The 17,016-nt window shown below is 39.4% G+C and carries 18 protein-coding genes; 13 read left to right on the top strand and 5 right to left on the bottom strand.

Annotated elements, in window-relative coordinates; translation table 11 throughout:
• Positions 1-79: 79 nt before the first annotated feature.
• Positions 80-760, top strand: coding sequence for a tRNA-uridine aminocarboxypropyltransferase (locus QMA08_RS12105; protein WP_138489694.1), 681 nt, complete (start codon positions 80-82; stop codon positions 758-760).
• Between the two features lie 10 nt (positions 761-770).
• On the opposite strand, the gene QMA08_RS12110 is transcribed toward QMA08_RS12105, so the two are convergent.
• Positions 771-1,286 carry a hypothetical protein gene (locus QMA08_RS12110; RefSeq protein ID WP_290174589.1) on the bottom strand — a complete coding sequence of 172 codons (516 nt, stop codon included), beginning with the start codon at positions 1,284-1,286 and terminating at the stop codon, positions 771-773.
• A 623-nt stretch (positions 1,287-1,909) separates the two neighbouring features.
• Positions 1,910-2,038, bottom strand: coding sequence for a hypothetical protein (locus QMA08_RS12115; RefSeq protein ID WP_290174590.1), 129 nt, complete (start codon positions 2,036-2,038; stop codon positions 1,910-1,912).
• 187 nt (positions 2,039-2,225) lie between these two features.
• On the opposite strand from QMA08_RS12115, the gene QMA08_RS12120 reads away from it, so the two are divergent.
• Genes QMA08_RS12120 through QMA08_RS12135 form a run of 4 tightly spaced genes read left to right on the top strand, consistent with a single transcriptional unit; the run spans position 2,226 to position 6,859 of the window.
• Positions 2,226-3,230 carry a Fe(3+) ABC transporter substrate-binding protein gene (locus QMA08_RS12120; protein ID WP_039488277.1) on the top strand — a complete coding sequence of 335 codons (1,005 nt, stop codon included), beginning with the start codon at positions 2,226-2,228 and terminating at the stop codon, positions 3,228-3,230.
• Positions 3,230-4,861, top strand: coding sequence for an iron ABC transporter permease (locus QMA08_RS12125; RefSeq protein ID WP_149603256.1), 1,632 nt, complete (start codon positions 3,230-3,232; stop codon positions 4,859-4,861). The genes QMA08_RS12120 and QMA08_RS12125 overlap by 1 nt, the downstream gene beginning before the upstream one ends.
• Positions 4,862-5,911 carry an ABC transporter ATP-binding protein gene (locus QMA08_RS12130; RefSeq protein ID WP_290174591.1) on the top strand — a complete coding sequence of 350 codons (1,050 nt, stop codon included), beginning with the start codon at positions 4,862-4,864 and terminating at the stop codon, positions 5,909-5,911.
• Between the two features lie 48 nt (positions 5,912-5,959).
• A complete protein-coding gene (locus tag QMA08_RS12135; RefSeq protein WP_010553339.1) occupies positions 5,960-6,859 on the top strand; it encodes a Dyp-type peroxidase in 900 nt (299 codons plus the stop codon).
• A gap of 7 nt (positions 6,860-6,866) precedes the next feature.
• On the opposite strand, the gene argR is transcribed toward QMA08_RS12135, so the two are convergent.
• Positions 6,867-7,334 carry a transcriptional regulator ArgR gene (argR, locus tag QMA08_RS12140; RefSeq protein ID WP_002957753.1) on the bottom strand — a complete coding sequence of 156 codons (468 nt, stop codon included), beginning with the start codon at positions 7,332-7,334 and terminating at the stop codon, positions 6,867-6,869.
• Between the two features lie 225 nt (positions 7,335-7,559).
• Between argR and mdh the strand changes: the two genes are divergently transcribed.
• Entirely contained in the window at positions 7,560-8,492 is a 933-nt protein-coding gene (gene mdh, locus QMA08_RS12145) for a malate dehydrogenase (RefSeq protein WP_290174592.1), read from the top strand.
• A gap of 85 nt (positions 8,493-8,577) precedes the next feature.
• Here the strand turns inward: mdh and ispB are convergent, their stop codons facing one another.
• Entirely contained in the window at positions 8,578-9,549 is a 972-nt protein-coding gene (ispB, locus tag QMA08_RS12150) for an octaprenyl diphosphate synthase (RefSeq protein ID WP_024596483.1), read from the bottom strand.
• A 422-nt stretch (positions 9,550-9,971) separates the two neighbouring features.
• Here ispB and rplU point away from each other — a divergent pair, with 422 nt between their 5' ends.
• The 7 genes from rplU to QMA08_RS12185 all read left to right on the top strand — a co-directional run bounded on the left by rplU (position 9,972) and on the right by QMA08_RS12185 (position 14,647).
• A complete protein-coding gene (gene rplU / locus QMA08_RS12155; protein WP_002957748.1) occupies positions 9,972-10,283 on the top strand; it encodes a 50S ribosomal protein L21 in 312 nt (103 codons plus the stop codon).
• A 16-nt stretch (positions 10,284-10,299) separates the two neighbouring features.
• Entirely contained in the window at positions 10,300-10,557 is a 258-nt protein-coding gene (rpmA, locus tag QMA08_RS12160; RefSeq protein ID WP_002957747.1) for a 50S ribosomal protein L27, read from the top strand.
• A 138-nt stretch (positions 10,558-10,695) separates the two neighbouring features.
• Positions 10,696-11,853: an Obg family GTPase CgtA gene (cgtA, locus tag QMA08_RS12165; RefSeq protein ID WP_002957746.1), complete on the top strand. Its 1,158-nt coding sequence runs from the start codon at positions 10,696-10,698 to the stop codon at positions 11,851-11,853.
• Between the two features lie 73 nt (positions 11,854-11,926).
• Positions 11,927-12,418, top strand: coding sequence for a type 3 dihydrofolate reductase (gene folA / locus QMA08_RS12170; RefSeq protein ID WP_290174593.1), 492 nt, complete (start codon positions 11,927-11,929; stop codon positions 12,416-12,418).
• 78 nt (positions 12,419-12,496) lie between these two features.
• Complete coding sequence (locus tag QMA08_RS12175; protein WP_002957744.1) at positions 12,497-12,874, top strand: DUF3718 domain-containing protein; 378 nt, start codon at positions 12,497-12,499, stop codon at positions 12,872-12,874.
• A 284-nt stretch (positions 12,875-13,158) separates the two neighbouring features.
• Positions 13,159-14,043 carry a UTP--glucose-1-phosphate uridylyltransferase GalU gene (gene galU / locus QMA08_RS12180; RefSeq protein WP_024594811.1) on the top strand — a complete coding sequence of 295 codons (885 nt, stop codon included), beginning with the start codon at positions 13,159-13,161 and terminating at the stop codon, positions 14,041-14,043.
• 130 nt (positions 14,044-14,173) lie between these two features.
• Positions 14,174-14,647: a peroxiredoxin gene (locus QMA08_RS12185; protein ID WP_024594812.1), complete on the top strand. Its 474-nt coding sequence runs from the start codon at positions 14,174-14,176 to the stop codon at positions 14,645-14,647.
• Positions 14,648-14,752: 105 nt separating this feature from the next.
• Here QMA08_RS12185 and QMA08_RS12190 read toward each other — a convergent pair whose 3' ends face one another.
• Entirely contained in the window at positions 14,753-16,879 is a 2,127-nt protein-coding gene (locus tag QMA08_RS12190) for a S8 family peptidase (RefSeq protein WP_290174594.1), read from the bottom strand.
• Positions 16,880-17,016 lie beyond the last annotated feature (137 nt).

A 17,016-nucleotide genomic window follows, 5' to 3' on the forward strand; every position in this document is an offset into this window, starting at 1 on the left:
ATTTTTAACTTAGATAAATATAAGATTAAATAACAAGAAGTCGTTACAATGCGCGCTTAATTAATTGAAGGTAAATACAGTGAAAAACTCAGTTCTAGCATTACGCGCTCAACAAATAAGTGAATCTCGTCGAGAGTTTAATGCTCGAGGCGGTAAATTAGATCGCTGTGAACAATGCCTGATTGCTAAGCACTACTGTATTTGTAAAGGTGTTGAGCATGCAGATTGTAAGGCCGCTGTATGCTTACTGATGTATCATAATGAAAGCTTTAAACCTTCTAATACAGGGCGTTTAATTGCTGAAATAGTGCCAGATAACCACGCATTTAGATGGGATAGAACAGATCCTAACCCCGCTCTTTTAGCTTTAATAAATGATTCGCAGTATCAGCCTATGGTCGTCTTTCCCGCAGAAGATGTAGAAGAGGGCAGAGCCATTACAGAAGTGAGTATTGAATCAGGTAAAAAGCCGCTATTTATATTCTTAGATGGTACGTGGCGCGAAGCTAAAAAAATGATTCGCAAAAGCCCTTATTTAGATAACTTGCCTGTACTTTCTGTTACTGCTGATAAACTATCTGATTACCGATTACGTGTAGCCCCTCATGCACATCAACTAGGCACTGCTGAAGTGGCTATTATGGTATTAGCACTTGCGGGCGAAATGGATGCATCGACAAAATTAGAGCAGCATTTTATTAAGTTTCGTGATGCCTATTTATTGGGTAAGCGCAACAAGGGCCGACCGCTAGAAGATTAATTTTACGAAGCTAAGCAAATGCTTGCTGATTTTTTAAGTGAGCAAGTGCTTTATTTTGAATAGCTCTGAAGCCTTCTTCAGATGTTAATTGTAAAACAGTATTATACAATTGACTTATACTATTATGCACTTGAATAAACGAGATACAGTCTTCACCAATCATTTCTTTTGCTTCTTCAACTCGTTTTAAAAAGTAGCAGCTAATGTCTATTTTGCCATTAAATTGAGTCGTTGCAATTGCGTTTGCTATTCTATTAAGTTGATAACTAAACTCATCAGGTCGAGCACCTTCACCCCACTTGCTAATACGAATATCGCGTTCTAACTTAATAATTTCGTTAAGTATATTTTTAAACTCACTCATTGGCATATTTAAAAAGTTATAACCTTTGGGGTTAAATAAAGCTTTATACGGATTTTCGTTGGGAGTTTGGGCACTAAAAACACCAATTGGTTTTGCTGTACTTGCGTCTGATACTTTACATAAAAAGGCATTACTTTGAGATGTTTTAAAATTCATATCCATTGAGTATTTATGATCCTTGCGTTATTTAGTTATCGGCGCAATTAATAAAAAACTTAGCGAAATTTAAAATATAAATAAAGTATTTTAAGGTCTTAGCATTGATTGGCAGGGATGCGATATATTACTCAGTAAAAATTAGTGATAGTTGCTCAGAGCTTTACTCAACCCAAATTTTAGGCAAAGAAAAGCGCGCTCTATCTCTAGGCGCGCTTGCGGAATCTTCTAATTTTCTGCATCCTGCAATTGAACTTAATCAACTCCAATTTTCACTAATCCATGTTTATTACTATATTACTTTTTAGTTCTATGTAATGTAGACCGTCCGGGCCTGTATCCTTAAATTCCTAAACATCCTGTAGGGTAAATACTATTACCAAATCCTTAATTACACTTCCTAGTGTATCCTTGTTTTAACCAATCCCTTGTGTTGCCTTAAAGGCCTGTCCATTTATTCCTTCAACATCCTGTTGAACAACTTAGCCTTGTTGTTATCCTTTTCGCATCTTCCTGACGCTGTCCTTTTTACAACATTGCGTTGTGATACTCATCCTGAGCCTGTCCTAAAATCCGTGTTGTCCTGATAACCTAATCATTGGTTGGTTGAGTAAGCAGTCCGTTTCCTTTTACTCAATAAGCGTCATTGCTTGATTGATGCGTAAATTATAGTGCAATAGAGCAACTAAAATAGAGATAAAACTACGTTCAATTAGTGTTTTTGCAATAGTAATAAAAATAAATTTAATATAATTCATGGGTTTAACTGTTTTTAGGTTGTTTTTTATCTTGTTTTTTACTCATTAGCTGTCACATCCGTAAGACATCTCTTACACCGTATTTCCTTTTTGGGCGTTATTTACATATTTACATTTATTTAAAGTGTGCACTTTTAGAATGAGCACGGTAGAATTCGTTGATAATAACAGTTATTTAGGTGGAATAATGAAGAAAGTATTTGCACTTGTTTTAGGGGTAGTTGCATCGGCACCAGTCTTTGCAAACGATGTTGTTAACATCTACTCTTTTCGTCAACCGTTTTTAATTCAGCCAATTTTAGAAGATTTTACAAAGCAAACAGGCATAAAAACCAATGTTGTTTTTGCTAAAAAAGGGCTAATTGAGCGTGTTAAACGCGAAGGCAAGCACAGTAAAGCTGATTTAGTATTAACCTCTAACTTTAGCGCGCTTATTCAATTAGAAGATTTAAAATTAACACAAACTATAAAAAGTGACAGTGTAAATAATAATGTTCCAGCAGCCTTTCGTGACGGTGATGGCCAATGGGTTGCGCTTACTAAGCGAGTGCGTAATGTGTATTCATCAAAAGAGCGAGTTGGTGAGTTACCTAAGCTCACTTATGAAGATTTAGCAGACTCTAAATACAAAGGACAAATTTGTACGCGCTCTGGCAAACATCCATATAATTTAGGTTTAGTAGCTTCTATGATTGCACACCATGGTGAAGCGCAAACCAAAGAGTGGCTTGAAGGTGTTAAGGCTAATTTAGCACGTAAACCTCAAGGTAACGATCGTGCTCAAGTTAAAGCCGTTAAAGAAGGTTTATGTAACTTGGCATTAGGTAATAGTTACTACCTTGGTAAAATGCTAGAAGATAAAGAACAAAAAGGTTGGGCAGAGGCCGTAAATATTAACTTTCCGAATCAAACTAATCGTGGCTCACACATAAATGTTTCGGGTGCGGTTATTACCAAATATGCTAAAAACCCTGAAAATGCATTAAAGCTCATAGAATATATGACCGACAGCAAAGCACAAAACATGTATGCCTCATTAAATATGGAGTATCCAGTTAAGTCGGGTGTTGAACTATCAAGTTTGGTTGCGTCTTGGGGGAGTTTTAAAGAAGACAGCTTGCCACTTGATGAGATTAGTAAATATCGTCCGTTAGCGCTTAAGCTAATTGATGAGGTGAAGTTCGATCTTTAATGACTAATAAATTTAAGCTGTCTAAATGGCAGCTCTTTGCGTGGTCGACTGGCTTAATTCTATCGGCCCCGTTGTTTTTTCTTCTTTTTGAATCTCTACAAGGTAGCTCTGAGGTGTTTTCTCACCTGTGGGATACCGTGCTTTGGGATTACATAACCAATACCGTATTGTTAGTTTTAGGTGTTTGCGTCCTGAGCTGCGCCATAGCTTTGCCGCTTGGGTGGCTAACGGCTTACTGTAGTTTCCCGGGTAAAAAACAGTTTGAATGGGCACTTATGCTGCCCCTTGCTATGCCTACCTATATTATTGCCTATGTATACACTGATTTATTAGATTATGCGGGCCCGGTGCAAATAGCACTGAGAGAATGGTTTGGCTGGCAATCGCCTAGCGACTATTGGTTTTTTGATATACGTACACTACCCGGCGCCATCGTTATGATTGCCTTGGTGCTTTACCCGTATTTATTTTTAATTTTTAAAACGGCCCTTCGCGAGCAGTCATTCAAATTAGTACAAGCTAGTCAGTTAATGGGGTTATCTCCTTGGCAAAGCTTTTTTAAAGTCAGCTTAGTGCTCTCTCGTGGGGCAATTGTGGCGGCTCTTGCACTTATTAGTATGGAAACCATGGCCGACTTTGCAACAGTGAGTTATTTTGCCGTAAGTACATTAACGACTGCCGTATACGATACGTGGTTTGGTTATTACTCACTTACAGCGGCCGCTAAAATATCGGGTGTGATGTTACTGCTGTTATTTTTAGCATTAATGGCAGAGCGTTTTAGTCGCAGAAACCAAGCGGTATTTGAGCGACAATCAAGTGTAAATAGCGAATCGCTCTATGTATTAAAAGGAAAGTCTGCTTGGCTCGCAACGGCATTTTGTAGCTTTATTTTACTTATCGCTTTTGTAATTCCTATTGCAGTACTTATAAATTACGCCATTACCTACTTTGATAAAGCATGGGATGTAGAGTTTTTTAGTTACGCTTGGCAAAGTTTAAAAGTGGCAGGAGTTGTAAGTGTTATAACCATTACATTGAGTGTTTTTGTGGTTTTTTATCAGCGTGTTGCAAAGCAAACGTATCCGCTTATTCCTGGGCGTTTAGCAAGCACAGGCTATGCGCTGCCAGGAACTGTACTCGCTATTGCGGTTTTGTTACCTCTTACATTGTTAGAGAACACCATTAACACAGCGCTCGAGCCGTATAATTTAGATATTGGCTTACTGCTTACAGGTAGCATTCTTACTATTATTATTGCTTATATTGTTAGGTTTTACGCCATTGCACACGGAGCAATTGAGTCGAGTTTTTTACGTATTAGTCCATCACTTGATATGGCAAGCCAATCAATGGGTAAAAGCCAAGGGCAAACGCTGCGTTTAGTGCATCTACCTTTACTGCGAAGAGGGTTACTCACTGCAGCCCTATTGGTATTTATTGAATGTATGAAAGAGTTGCCAGCTGCGCTATTGCTCAGACCGTTTAATTTTGAAAGCTTAGCTACTCATGTATTTCAGTATGTGAGTGACGAGCAATTAGAGCTCGCTTCAATATCTGCATTATTTATTGTTATTGTTGGGTTTATTCCTTTGTATTTTATTAATCGTTCTATGGAGCAGCGTAGTTAAATGAGTAGTTTAATTTTACAAGGCGTGAGCTATCACTATAACGGCACAAAGGTTATTCACGATTTAGATTTAACAGTAGGTAAAGACGAAATTGTTTGCCTACTCGGGGCGAGTGGATGCGGAAAAACAACCACATTAAAAGCGATTGCAGGTTTAATTGAAGCCAAGCAAGGGTCTATTTTTATAGACGGTAAATTAGTGAGTGATGAGCAATCGTTTGTCTCACCTGAGCATCGTAACATCGGCATGATGTTTCAAGATTATGCGTTGTTTCCGCATTTAACGGTGGCAAATAATATTGCATTTGGGCTTAGTAAAATGAGTAAAGCTCAAAAGCAGCAACGCGTTGATGAAATGCTTAAGCTTGTACATTTAATTGGCTGTGCTGACAGGTTTCCACATCAGTTATCGGGTGGCCAACAGCAACGCGTCGCTATCGCTCGTGCATTAGCTTATAAACCTAGTTTATTACTCCTTGATGAGCCTTTTTCAAACATCGACACACAAGTGCGCTTTGAATTAATTGCCGATATACGTCGAATTATTAAAGCAACTCAAGTGTCTGCTGTGTTTGTTACACATTCAAAAGAAGAGGCGTTTGCCTTTTCAGATACACTTGCCATTATGCATCGCGGTAAAATTGAGCAACAAGGCACGCCCGAGCAGCTTTTTGCAGCTCCATGTTCAAAGGAGGTTGCAGAGTTTCTGGGTCAAGGCATATACTTGAGCGCAGAAGTATTAACAGCAACTGAATACAAAACACCATTTGGTTTAGTCGAATCTTATATTGAGAGTAAGCAAAACGTAAGTGCAGGGCTTATATATGTGCGCCCTCATCAAATAGAATTAGTGGCAGATAACCAAAGTGACAAACTCAGCAAGCGAGCTACAATCATAAGTCGTCGCTTTATTGGTTCGGCGTATGTTTATTCACTTGTTATTGATAAACAAGAAATTGAAGTTGCTGCACAATATGGCCAGTCATTTGAAAATAATGAGCAGGTTATAATAAAAATAAAACCTCACACGGTGAATTTTTTCGAATCGTAATTAATTTGTTATTCGCTGTGTTTTTATCTGTAAAACTAAGGAATAACAATGGCGCAAGCGCAATCAGGGATTTGTGCTGAAGCAAACTTACACGGTTTGCACTTATTTTTTAATGTGTTTGATGGTCAAGATGAATCACTTCGCGCAAAGTTAAAACAAGTAAGCGCTATTGAAGAAGAATTTAGCGATCAATTTTCAGAATCAATGCTCTCTTGTATGGTTGCTATTGGTGCGCAATATTGGCCGCATATCCTCCCTGAATACATCCCAAGCGAATTACAGAGCTTTCCTAATATAAACCATAGCGATCATCAAATGAGCGTACAACCGTGCGATTTATTTGTGCAAATTCGCTCTGACCGTGAAGACGTTAACCATTTATTTGCGCTGCAAATTTTAAAACTATTTGCCCCCGATGTTGAGCTGGTGGAGCAAATTCGTAATTTTCGCTTTTTAGATGGTCGTGATTTTAATGGTTTTATTTATGGTGGCGACACCGCACATGGAAGAAAAAAGCGCGCTACGGCTTTAATTAGTAACCCTGGCAATTTTGAAGATCAGGGGAGTTATATTCATGTACAGCGTTATAAGCATGATTTAACTATGTGGCAGCACTTATCATTGAGCGAGCAAGAACAAATAATGGGGCGTACGCGCCTTGATAACACGCTAATTACCCCCGCGATCGAAACCAGCCATGCTTCGCGAAGTGAGCTAAAAGACGAAGACGGACAACCGCTATTATTAAATCAGAGCATGCCTTATGGCGATGTGTATGAGCAGGGAATGTTATCAATTACATGCGCTTGTACGGGCACCGCATTTGAAAAAGTACTTAATAGTCGTTTAGGGGAAGGGGATTGTTACGACCACTGGCTTGATTTTACTCAAGCCGATATGGGTTCTGCTTTCTTTGCGCCTTCAGTCGGGTTTTTAAAACAAATTTAGTTTGCTATTAAACCGTATCAAATAAAATGCGAACACGTTCAAGTGTTACATCTATTTCAGATATTTTAGCAGGAGCGATAAAAATAGTATCGTCGCCTGCAATTGTTCCTAGTACGCCATCTGCTTTACCTAATGAATCTAATAAACGAGCGATAAGCTGAGCGGCGCCTGGACTGGTACGAATAATGATCATCATTTCGTTGTGCATAATGTCGATTACTAATTGGCGTAATGGGCTTTTAGCCGTAGGTACACCCATTTCAGCTGGTAAGCAGTAAACCATTTCTTGTTTGGCGTTACGTGTGCGTACAGCACCAAATTTACTTAGCATGCGCGATACTTTACTTTGGCTTATATTGTCAAAGCCTTGATCTTTTAATGCATCAACTATTTCGCCTTGAGAGCCAAAATTTTCTTCTTTTAATAGTGATTTAAATGCTTTTACTAGTGCTTCTTGTTTATCTTGTGGTTGCATAGTCTTTATTCGTTTTTGTTATTTATGCCGCAAATTCTACACAAAAATGAATAATTATGCAGCAGTTGTTTAGTTAACTTGCCAGTTTGATGCGTTAAATCACAAAAGTTTACGACTATGGTCGAAAATATACTTGAAATAGACAGGATAAATTTGTTTTTAGTCGCTAATTTCATTATCTTAAGAGCCACAAATGTTTCCTACCTCAAATTACGGAGAATTCCAATGAAAGTTGCTGTATTAGGTGCTGCAGGCGGTATCGGCCAAGCGTTGTCTTTATTATTAAAAACAGGCTTACCAGCTGGCTCTGAATTATCACTTTATGATGTTGCACCAGTAGTACCAGGTGTTGCGGTTGACCTTTCTCACATCCCAACAGATGTTAAAGTAGCAGGCTTTGGCGCAGACGAATTAAACAAAGCGCTTGAAGGCTCTGACATCGTTCTTATCCCAGCGGGTATGCCACGTAAACCAGGTATGGATCGTGCTGATTTATTTAATGTAAATGCTGGTATCATCAAAACTTTAGCAGAAGGCATTGTTGCTAGCTGTCCTAAAGCGTTAGTAGGTATTATTACTAACCCAGTAAATGGCACAGTTCCAATCGTTGCTGAAGTATTCAAAAAAGCAGGTACTTACGACGCTAAACGCGTATTCGGCATTACTACGCTTGACGTTATTCGTTCAGAAGCATTTGTTGCTGAACTTAAAGGCGTAGACGTAGCAACTGTTAAAGTACCAGTAATTGGTGGTCACTCAGGCACAACTATTCTTCCTCTACTTTCTCAAGTTAAAGGTGTTTCTTTCACTGATGAAGAAGTTGCTGCACTTACTCCACGTATCCAAAATGCGGGTACTGAAGTTGTAAATGCTAAAGCAGGCGGTGGTTCAGCTACGCTATCTATGGGTGCTGCTGCAGCTCGTTTTTGTATGTCTTTAGTTAAAGGCCTACAAGGTGAAGAAGTTGTAGATTACGCTTACGTTGCTGTTGAAAATGGCGATGCAGAGTACTTTGCACATCCAGTACGTTTAGGTAAAAACGGCGTAGAAGAAATTCTTTCTTACGGCGAACTAAGCGCATTTGAAACAAAAGCAAAAAATGACATGCTTGAAACTCTGAAAAAAGACATCAAAGAAGGTGTTGATTTCATGGCGTAATAGCCGGTTTAAGCAACAAAAAAGCCTGCATTTGCAGGCTTTTTTATTGCTCAGAATTAATGTCACACTGTGTAACTAGTTAAAACTAGTGGTCGCGGTCAACCGCAATACGGGCAAGGCTTATAAGTGCTTGCTTATAGTCAGACTCAGCTAAAAAGTCTAAACAGGCAATGGCTTTTTCGGCCTCAAGCTCTGCTTTTTGCATTGTAAACTCAAGCGCATTAGTTTGTTTTAGTGCAGTTAAAATTTCTTCTAAATGCTCCATACCATTACTGTGCTCTATTGCATCACGAATGAGCTGCGTTTGCTGCTCGCTACCATGTTGCATAGCATAAATAAGCGGAAGGGTTGGTTTGCCTTCAGCTAAATCATCGCCAATGTTTTTACCTAGCTGCTCAGCATCTGCATTGTAATCGAGTACGTCATCTACGAGTTGAAACGCAGTACCTAAATGCATACCGTATAGGTTTAGTGCATCAAGTGTCGCTTGGTCTTGCTCTGTGATAATGGCAGCAAGGCCTGTAGCTGCTTCAAATAATTTAGCTGTTTTAGAGTAAATAACCTGCATATAGCTGGCTTCAGTCGTATCTGGGTCATTGCAGTTCATCAGCTGCAATACTTCACCTTCAGCAATAATGTTTGTTGCATCGGCAAGTACTTGCATAATCTGCATTTTTCCAAGGCCAACCATAAGCTGAAATGAGCGAGTGTAAATAAAGTCACCAACCAATACGCTAGCAGCATTACCAAATTCAGCATTTGCTGTAGGCGTGCCACGTCGTAAGTTTGATTCATCTACAACATCATCATGCAATAGCGTTGCTGTATGGATAAACTCAACAATTGTTGCAAGTGTTATGTGATCTTTACCCTGATAACCGAGCGCTTTGGCTGCTAAAATAGCCAGCATTGGACGAACGCGTTTGCCGCCACTGCTAACTATATATAAACCAAGCTGATTAACTAACGCCACATCTGAGCGCATTTGCGCATGTATAAGTTGATTGACGTCATTCATATCGCTTTCGATTAACGCCTGGATAGCTTTTATATCCATTGATCTCCGAGCCAATTTTTATGTGTGAACGGCGCAGATTGTACAACAAAAAATGCACTAGCTCGATATTTTGTGACGATTGATTGAAAAAACACTATTAAAGTACTTAATTTAGACTGAATTAGCCAAGATAACTGATTAATTGATAATCAATATACAGTTTATGGTGTGCTTAGATATTGAGCTGTGAGGGTCATATTTGAGTACATTAATTTATTTCGGCTAAGAGTTAAAAAGCGCTTGGCAAAAGGGCCAATTAATATAAAATGGGGTAAATATTGAATTGCTCTCAAAGCAGCTACTTTTTATTCATTTTAATTACAAAATAGGCTTGCTAGTTATTTCGCGTTAGCGTAAACTTCGCGCCCTATCGAAGAATATTTTAGTTGCGCCGATTTGAGGGTGCACAGACGGAGTTAATTATGTACGCGGTTTTCCAAAGTGGTGGTAAACAGCATCGTGTGACTGAAGGTCAAACGATTCGTCTTGAAAAATTAGACGTTGAAACTGGTGCGGCAGTAGAATTTGATTCAGTACTTTTAGTTGCTGATGGTGAGAAAATCGAGATCGGTGTACCGTTCGTAAACGGTGGCAAGATAACAGCTGAGGTTGTTTCACATGGTCGCGGTGAGAAGATTAAGGTTGTTAAATTTAGACGCCGTAAGCATTCTCGTAAGCAAATGGGCCATCGTCAATGGTTCACTGAAGTTAAAATCACTAGCATTAGCGCTTAATTAGAGGTACTTAGAAATGGCACATAAAAAAGCAGCTGGTAGTACTCGTAACGGTCGCGATTCAGAAAGCAAACGCCTAGGTGTTAAGCGTTTTGGTGGCGAATCAGTTCTAGCGGGTAGCATCATTGTTCGTCAGCGTGGAACTCGTTTCCACCCTGGTACTAACGTAGGTATCGGTAAAGACCACACTATCTTCGCAAAAGCAGATGGTAAAGTTCAGTTTGAACAAAAAGGTCCTTTAAACCGTAAATACGTAACTATCGTAACTGAGTAATCAGTAAGGTAGTTAAAAACCCCGCCTTTGCGGGGTTTTTTGTTTTGTAGTCAGCCAATATATACCCAAGCCTGCATTTGTGCTGGCTTGGGTATATAATAGAGTTATTAAACAAGCCAATCCCTAAAGTGAGTAATCATGAAGTTTGTAGATGAAGTAGAAATTCGCGCAGAAGCTGGAGACGGTGGCAGCGGCATCGTGTCTTTCCGTCGTGAAAAATATGTTCCAGATGGTGGACCAGACGGCGGTGACGGTGGAGACGGTGGTAGTGTTTATCTACAAGCTGATGAAAACTTAAATACCTTAATTGATTATCAGTTTGAGCGCTTCCATAGAGCTGAACGTGGTACTAACGGTCGTAGCCGTAACTGTACAGGCCGAAAAGCTGATGACTTATTTGTTATGGTGCCTGTGGGCACGCGCATCATGGATGTTGATACCCAAGAGGGACTTGGCGATTTAACGCAACATGGTCAACGAATTTTGGTTGCAAAAGGTGGTTTCCACGGCTTGGGGAATGCGCGTTTTAAATCAAGTACTAACCGAGCACCTCGTCAAAAAACATTAGGCACACCAGGTGAAGTCCGTAACTTAAAATTAGAGTTACTATTATTAGCTGATGTTGGCTTACTTGGATTGCCAAATGCCGGTAAATCTACGTTTATCCGCAGTGTATCTGCAGCAAGACCAAAAGTAGCTGATTACCCATTCACGACGCTTATTCCTAATTTAGGTGTGGTACGTCCTGAAGCAAATAAATCATTTGTTATAGCCGATATTCCGGGTCTAATTGAAGGTGCATCTGATGGCGCAGGCCTAGGTATTCGCTTTTTGAAACATTTAGAGCGTTGTCGTGTGTTATTACACATCATTGATGTAATGCCGGTAGATGGTTCAAACCCTGTTGATAATGCGTTTTCGATTATTAACGAGCTGCACCAATACAGCCCTAAATTAGCTGAGAAGCCACGCTGGTTAGTATTTAATAAAATAGATTTATTACCAGAGGATGAAGCAAAAGCGTTATGCGAATCGATTGCAGAAGAGCTGGGCGAAACTGAAAATATCTATCACATTTCAGCAATTAATAAACTTAACACTCAACCATTAATCCACAACATAATGACACTACTTGATAGCATGCCTAAAGAGAAGTTTGTACAAGTGGAAGATGAAGAAGTTGAGTTTAAGTGGGATACCTATCATGAAAAAGCCACTAAAGGTAAGGGCAATGATGATGATTGGGATGACTGGGATGAAGATGATTACGACGTAGAAGTTGTCTACGAGCGTTAATTAAATAGAATTTACTAAAAAGGAGCTTATGCTCCTTTTTCTTTGTTTAAGAATAAAGTACTAGGTGTTTATTATGATAATTTCAATGATTGCAGCAATGGCAAATAACCGTGTAATTGGTCTAGATAATAAAATGCCATGGCATTTACCTGCAGATCTTCAGCATTTTAAAAAGGTCACTACGGGTAAGCCTGTGATCATGGGTCGTAAAACTTTTGAGTCTATAGGCCGTCCATTACCTGGGCGCCGTAATATTATTATTACTCGAAACAGCGAATATACTGCACAGGGTATTGAAGTAGTAAGTACGCCAGATGCCGCATTAGAACTCGTTACTACTGCTGAAGAAGTAATGATTATTGGTGGTGGTAATATCTATGAGCAATTTTTACCAAAAGCAGAACGCCTGTATCTAACTTTTATTGATTTAGATGTTAAAGGCGATACACAGTTTCCAGATTACAATAAAGTTGCTAATTGGTACGTGAAAGAAGAGCAAGAAAACCATCCGGATGACAAGAATTTATCTAGTTATAAATTCGTAACTTTATATAAAGAACGTTAACATTATTGCGTAAATTTTGATAGATTGATATAATATTCGATAGTCTATATAAGAACAAAGTATTATAAAGGGTTTGTCATGTTTAAATTACCAAAGCTAGTTGCACTTACTGCCGTTGTAGCTGTTAGTTCGTTTTCGTATACAGCACCTGTAAATGCTGAAGATCAATTAGCAGTATCTATTTGTGAATATATTGCGGCAGACGATAAAAACCGATTACGCAGCAAGCTTAAAAGCTCTCGTGTAAAAATTCGTAATATTTATGATGCAGTACAATGTAATGGTAATAACTTATTACGCCATGCTGTTGCTAGTAATGCAGTAGATACTGGTGAGTATATAGTTAAAAACTTATCAAAAAGTGCGTTAACAGATGGTGCTGACATTGCTTGGGCTGAAGGTAATTTTGCCAGCTCACCGCTTATTGCAGTAATTAAAGATCGTGCAGGTCTTTAATTATAAAAAGGTTTTGTAACGCTACCTTTAGTTAGAAATTTATTGGTCTGGGTTTGTTATTTATAGCAAACCCAGGCTTTTTTCGTTTAGCTAATGTAATCTCACCCCACAACAAAATCATTAATAAGTTCACTATTTACCTATCTATTTTATATTCCTAAAGTGTAGAGTCTTCACTTTAAAAGCAGCTTCAAATTTACTTCTTCAAAAGAGGTAACTTTATTCAGCTGGTATCTATTTTGTATCTGCTAGTTTATTTACAAACTTAATCACTAAGGACAGATATGAAAGCTGTAATTCCAGTAGCTGGCTTAGGGACGAGAATGCTCCCTATGACAAAAGCTATCCCAAAAGAAATGCTCCCAATAGTCGATAAGCCTCTAATTCAATATATTGTCAGCGAATGTGTGTCCGCTGGTATTAAAGATATTGTGTTAGTTACGCATAGCTCTAAAAATGCAATCGAAAACCACTTTGATACAAGTTATGAACTAGAAGCGACTCTTGAGAAGCGTGTTAAACGAGCTTTATTAGATGAAATTCGCTCTATTTGTCCAAATGATGTAACTATTATGAGTGTACGCCAAGGTGAAGCTAAAGGGCTTGGACATGCTATTTTATGCGCTAAACCAATAGTTGGTGATAACAACTTTGTTGTGCTCCTGCCTGATGTGATACTTGATGCCTATACTGCGGATCAAGAAACTGAAAACTTAGCGGCCATGATTAAACGCTTTAAAGAAACTCAAGCAAGCCAAATAATGCTTGAGCCGGTAGCTAAAGAAGACGTTAGTAAATATGGTATTGCTGATATAAACGGTGTTGAGTTAATGCCAGGTAAAAGTGCTGCAATTAAAGCAATGGTTGAAAAACCTGATGCAGATTTAGCGCCTTCTAATCTAGCTGTTGTAGGGCGATATGTACTGAGTAAGAATATTTGGCCTCTACTTGCAAAAACGTCTGTAGGTGCTGGCGGTGAAATACAACTTACAGATTCTATTGACGCATTAATGGCACAAGAAACCGTTGAAGCATTTCATATGAGTGGTCGCTCTCACGATTGTGGAGATAAGTTAGGCTACTTAAAAGCAATTGTTGAGTACAGTCTGCGAGATGAAAAGCTAGGTAATGATTTTTCAAGTTTTATAAATGATTTGAATTTACCTTAATACAGCGCGTATTCTTCGTTCTATGGTAGGCTGTTTTGAGCTACTAAGTTAGCCGTACTTTTTATACATAGTAGTAGGCTACGTAGTACGATTGTTACTTATTCTGTATTAATCTTTTCAAGGAATTACCATGATTGAGCAAGGCCAAGAATTACCAGCAGTGACGTTAACGCAATTAACTGACGACGGTATGCAATCTCTTACAAATAAAGAATTGTTTGAAGGTAAAAAAGTCGTGTTATTTGCAGTACCTGGTGCGTTTACTCCAACGTGTTCAAATGCCCATTTACCTGAGTTTATTACCCTTGCTGATAAAATTAAAGCAAAAGGTGTTGATGCTATTTACTGTGTATCTGTTAATGATGCATTTGTTATGAAAGCATGGGGTGATTCACAAAACGCGCAAGAAATTACAATGCTTGGGGATGGCGATGGAAGTTTCACTAAATCGTTAGGGCTTGATAAAGATACTGCTAGTTTTGGTGGTATACGTTCAACGCGTTACGCTATGATTATTGAAAATGCGCTAGTAACAGGTTTATTTGTAGAACAAGACAAAGAGTTTGTTGTAAGCCGCGCAGAATCAGTACTAGAGAAGCTATAACAGTAATAAAGTGTAGATTTTAGCTTTAACTAATCTGCTAGTTATTATTGAAAAACCGATGTTGGCAACAACATCGGTTTTTTTATTAAAGGCCCAAACTTTAAATTACGGTTGGTATTGCCCGCTAAGCGTTAAACCAGAGAAAGTGCTATAAGCGTTAACGCTTAAGTGCCAAGTACCTGCTTGTGGATTAGTAAATGTACATGTTTCTGCATTGCCATTTTTATAAGGGCGGCAATCGTATGAGCTTGCTGTTGGTTGGCTACCGTATTTTACAAATAAATCAGCATCGCCACTGCCACCCGATGTTGTTACTGTAAACGTACTCATTCCAGCTGGTACATCTAACGTGTAATGTTTCCACTGCCCAGTATTGGCTGACACATCGCTTATAGTGCCGCCGCCTGCTTGTGGAGTACCTGAACCGCCACCCGATGATGAACCACCAGTAATATTACCTACCAAGCTAACAGCTGAATACGCAGAGTAGCCGTTAAGCATTACGTGGTAAGTTCCCGCAGTAGGGTTATCAATAGAACACTCTTCGCTATTACCGCCTTTATATGGACGACAATCATAGGTAGTAGTTGTAGGTTTACTGCCTGCACGTACGTATAAATCAGCATCGCCAGTACCACCACTCATAGTGAATGTTACGTTAGTTGCACCGCTTGGTACTGTCATCGTGTAAAATGCTTGTGCATTTGCAGCCCCACTTAAACCTGTTTTAGCTTCACCATTAATAAGCTCGCTATCGCCACCTGTAGGTGGAGTAGTGCCGCCACTTGCTGCTGCAACAGCTGCGGCAGCATCAACAATACCCGTACCACAGCTAGTACATGTTGCAGGGAACGAACGGGTAGTTGATTTTAAAATACTTTCTATTTCGTCAGGCGTTGCATCTGGTTTTGCTTGCTTAATAAGTGCCGCAACACCTGCTACGTGAGGCGCAGCCATTGATGTACCTTGTGAAAAGCCATAGCTGTCGCTTGAAGGTGTAGACGAACCTGAATTGTATGTTGATAGAACGCCTTCAGAGTCGTTTGCAAAGCTTTGTGCGCCGCCTGGTGCTGCAACATCAATATTGCTACCGTAGTTTGAGTAATAAGCTCTGCCGCCATTACGGCCCACTGAGGCTACATTTACTACACCGTTACAGTTACCTGGGTTGTAGTTTGCTGAGTTATCGTTATCGTTACCTGCAGCAATAACTACCACAGTGCCGTTACTACGTGCTGTGTTAATTGCATTTTGAGTTGTAGAGCTACATGAACCGCTGCCACCTAAACTCATATTAATTACATCAGCAGGGTTTGAGTTAGCAGGAATACCTGAAACACTTCCACCAGATGCCCAAATAATACCATCTGCAATATCTGAGGTTAAACCACCACACTTACCGAGTACACGAACAGGCACTACTTTTGCGTTATAAGCTACGCCTGCAACACCTTCACCGTTATTGGTTACCGCAGCAACTGTGCCGGCTACGTGCGTGCCATGCCAGCTAGAGTTTTGTGCACCGTTAGTGCCACATTCATTCGCAGCAACTGCATCACCAGGATCGCGTGCATCGCTATCGCGACCACCACCGTCATTAGCTACCGAAAGGTTAGAGATCATATCGTAACCCGGTAAAATATTAGCGTTTAAATCAGCATGAGGGCGGTAGCCCGTATCTAGTACAGCTACAACTACACCGCTACCCGTTGCGGTATCCCATGCGGTCGGCAAGTTTAAACCACCGGCTTGCTCGTAGTAGTGCCATTGGTCATCAAAACGTGGATCGTTAGGAGTTGAAAACGGCTTTAGCATTTGATCCACTTCAATGTATTCCACATTGCCAGAATCAACCATTTCTTGCATAAACTCTTGGGCCTCAGCCGCACTTAATTTTTTATCAGCACGCATTACGTGATGATTATTAAGTGCCATTGCACGAACGTATTTTGCTTTTACTTTACCTTTTTTAAAAGCGAAGTTTTTAACAAAGCTTTGTGCGCGCTTTTTCATGCTAGCTGGGCTTGCGTCTGCAGTTGAGAGGCTCGCCATTTCGTTATTATTTTTATATTTAATAATGAACTGAGTTTCGAAACCGCCTTGGCTTTGTAGTTTAGCCGATGTTTCGGCCATTGAACTTGAAACTGATTGAGCCATGCCAGATGTTGCAGCAAAAAGCGTACTAACTGTAATTGCAATTGCGCATCTTTTAAAAGTTTTACTTGTTGTCATAATTATCCCTAGATTTTTATTTATTATTTCGTGATGTAAGATCACGATGCGGGAACAAAAGTAAACGATCTGTTAACTAGGTTAAAATATCAATTTATTATGTACCTCTTTCATTTAGTTATAACTCAGGTTTTTAG

The sequence above is a fragment of the Pseudoalteromonas sp. APC 3355 genome, from assembly GCF_030407615.1.
In the GTDB taxonomy this organism is placed as follows: domain Bacteria; phylum Pseudomonadota; class Gammaproteobacteria; order Enterobacterales; family Alteromonadaceae; genus Pseudoalteromonas; species Pseudoalteromonas distincta.

Coding starts and splice junctions, on each gene's coding strand:
- QMA08_RS12110 (WP_290174589.1), bottom strand. CDS start 1,286: ATGGATATGAATTTTAAAACATCTCAAAGTAATGCCTTTTTATGTAAA.
- QMA08_RS12115 (WP_290174590.1), bottom strand. CDS start 2,038: ATGAATTATATTAAATTTATTTTTATTACTATTGCAAAAACACTAATT.
- QMA08_RS12120 (WP_039488277.1), top strand. CDS start 2,226: ATGAAGAAAGTATTTGCACTTGTTTTAGGGGTAGTTGCATCGGCACCA.
- QMA08_RS12125 (WP_149603256.1), top strand. CDS start 3,230: ATGACTAATAAATTTAAGCTGTCTAAATGGCAGCTCTTTGCGTGGTCG.
- QMA08_RS12130 (WP_290174591.1), top strand. CDS start 4,862: ATGAGTAGTTTAATTTTACAAGGCGTGAGCTATCACTATAACGGCACA.
- QMA08_RS12135 (WP_010553339.1), top strand. CDS start 5,960: ATGGCGCAAGCGCAATCAGGGATTTGTGCTGAAGCAAACTTACACGGT.
- argR (WP_002957753.1), bottom strand. CDS start 7,334: ATGCAACCACAAGATAAACAAGAAGCACTAGTAAAAGCATTTAAATCA.
- mdh (WP_290174592.1), top strand. CDS start 7,560: ATGAAAGTTGCTGTATTAGGTGCTGCAGGCGGTATCGGCCAAGCGTTG.
- ispB (WP_024596483.1), bottom strand. CDS start 9,549: ATGGATATAAAAGCTATCCAGGCGTTAATCGAAAGCGATATGAATGAC.
- rplU (WP_002957748.1), top strand. CDS start 9,972: ATGTACGCGGTTTTCCAAAGTGGTGGTAAACAGCATCGTGTGACTGAA.
- rpmA (WP_002957747.1), top strand. CDS start 10,300: ATGGCACATAAAAAAGCAGCTGGTAGTACTCGTAACGGTCGCGATTCA.
- cgtA (WP_002957746.1), top strand. CDS start 10,696: ATGAAGTTTGTAGATGAAGTAGAAATTCGCGCAGAAGCTGGAGACGGT.
- folA (WP_290174593.1), top strand. CDS start 11,927: ATGATAATTTCAATGATTGCAGCAATGGCAAATAACCGTGTAATTGGT.
- QMA08_RS12175 (WP_002957744.1), top strand. CDS start 12,497: ATGTTTAAATTACCAAAGCTAGTTGCACTTACTGCCGTTGTAGCTGTT.
- galU (WP_024594811.1), top strand. CDS start 13,159: ATGAAAGCTGTAATTCCAGTAGCTGGCTTAGGGACGAGAATGCTCCCT.
- QMA08_RS12185 (WP_024594812.1), top strand. CDS start 14,174: ATGATTGAGCAAGGCCAAGAATTACCAGCAGTGACGTTAACGCAATTA.
- QMA08_RS12190 (WP_290174594.1), bottom strand. CDS start 16,879: ATGACAACAAGTAAAACTTTTAAAAGATGCGCAATTGCAATTACAGTT.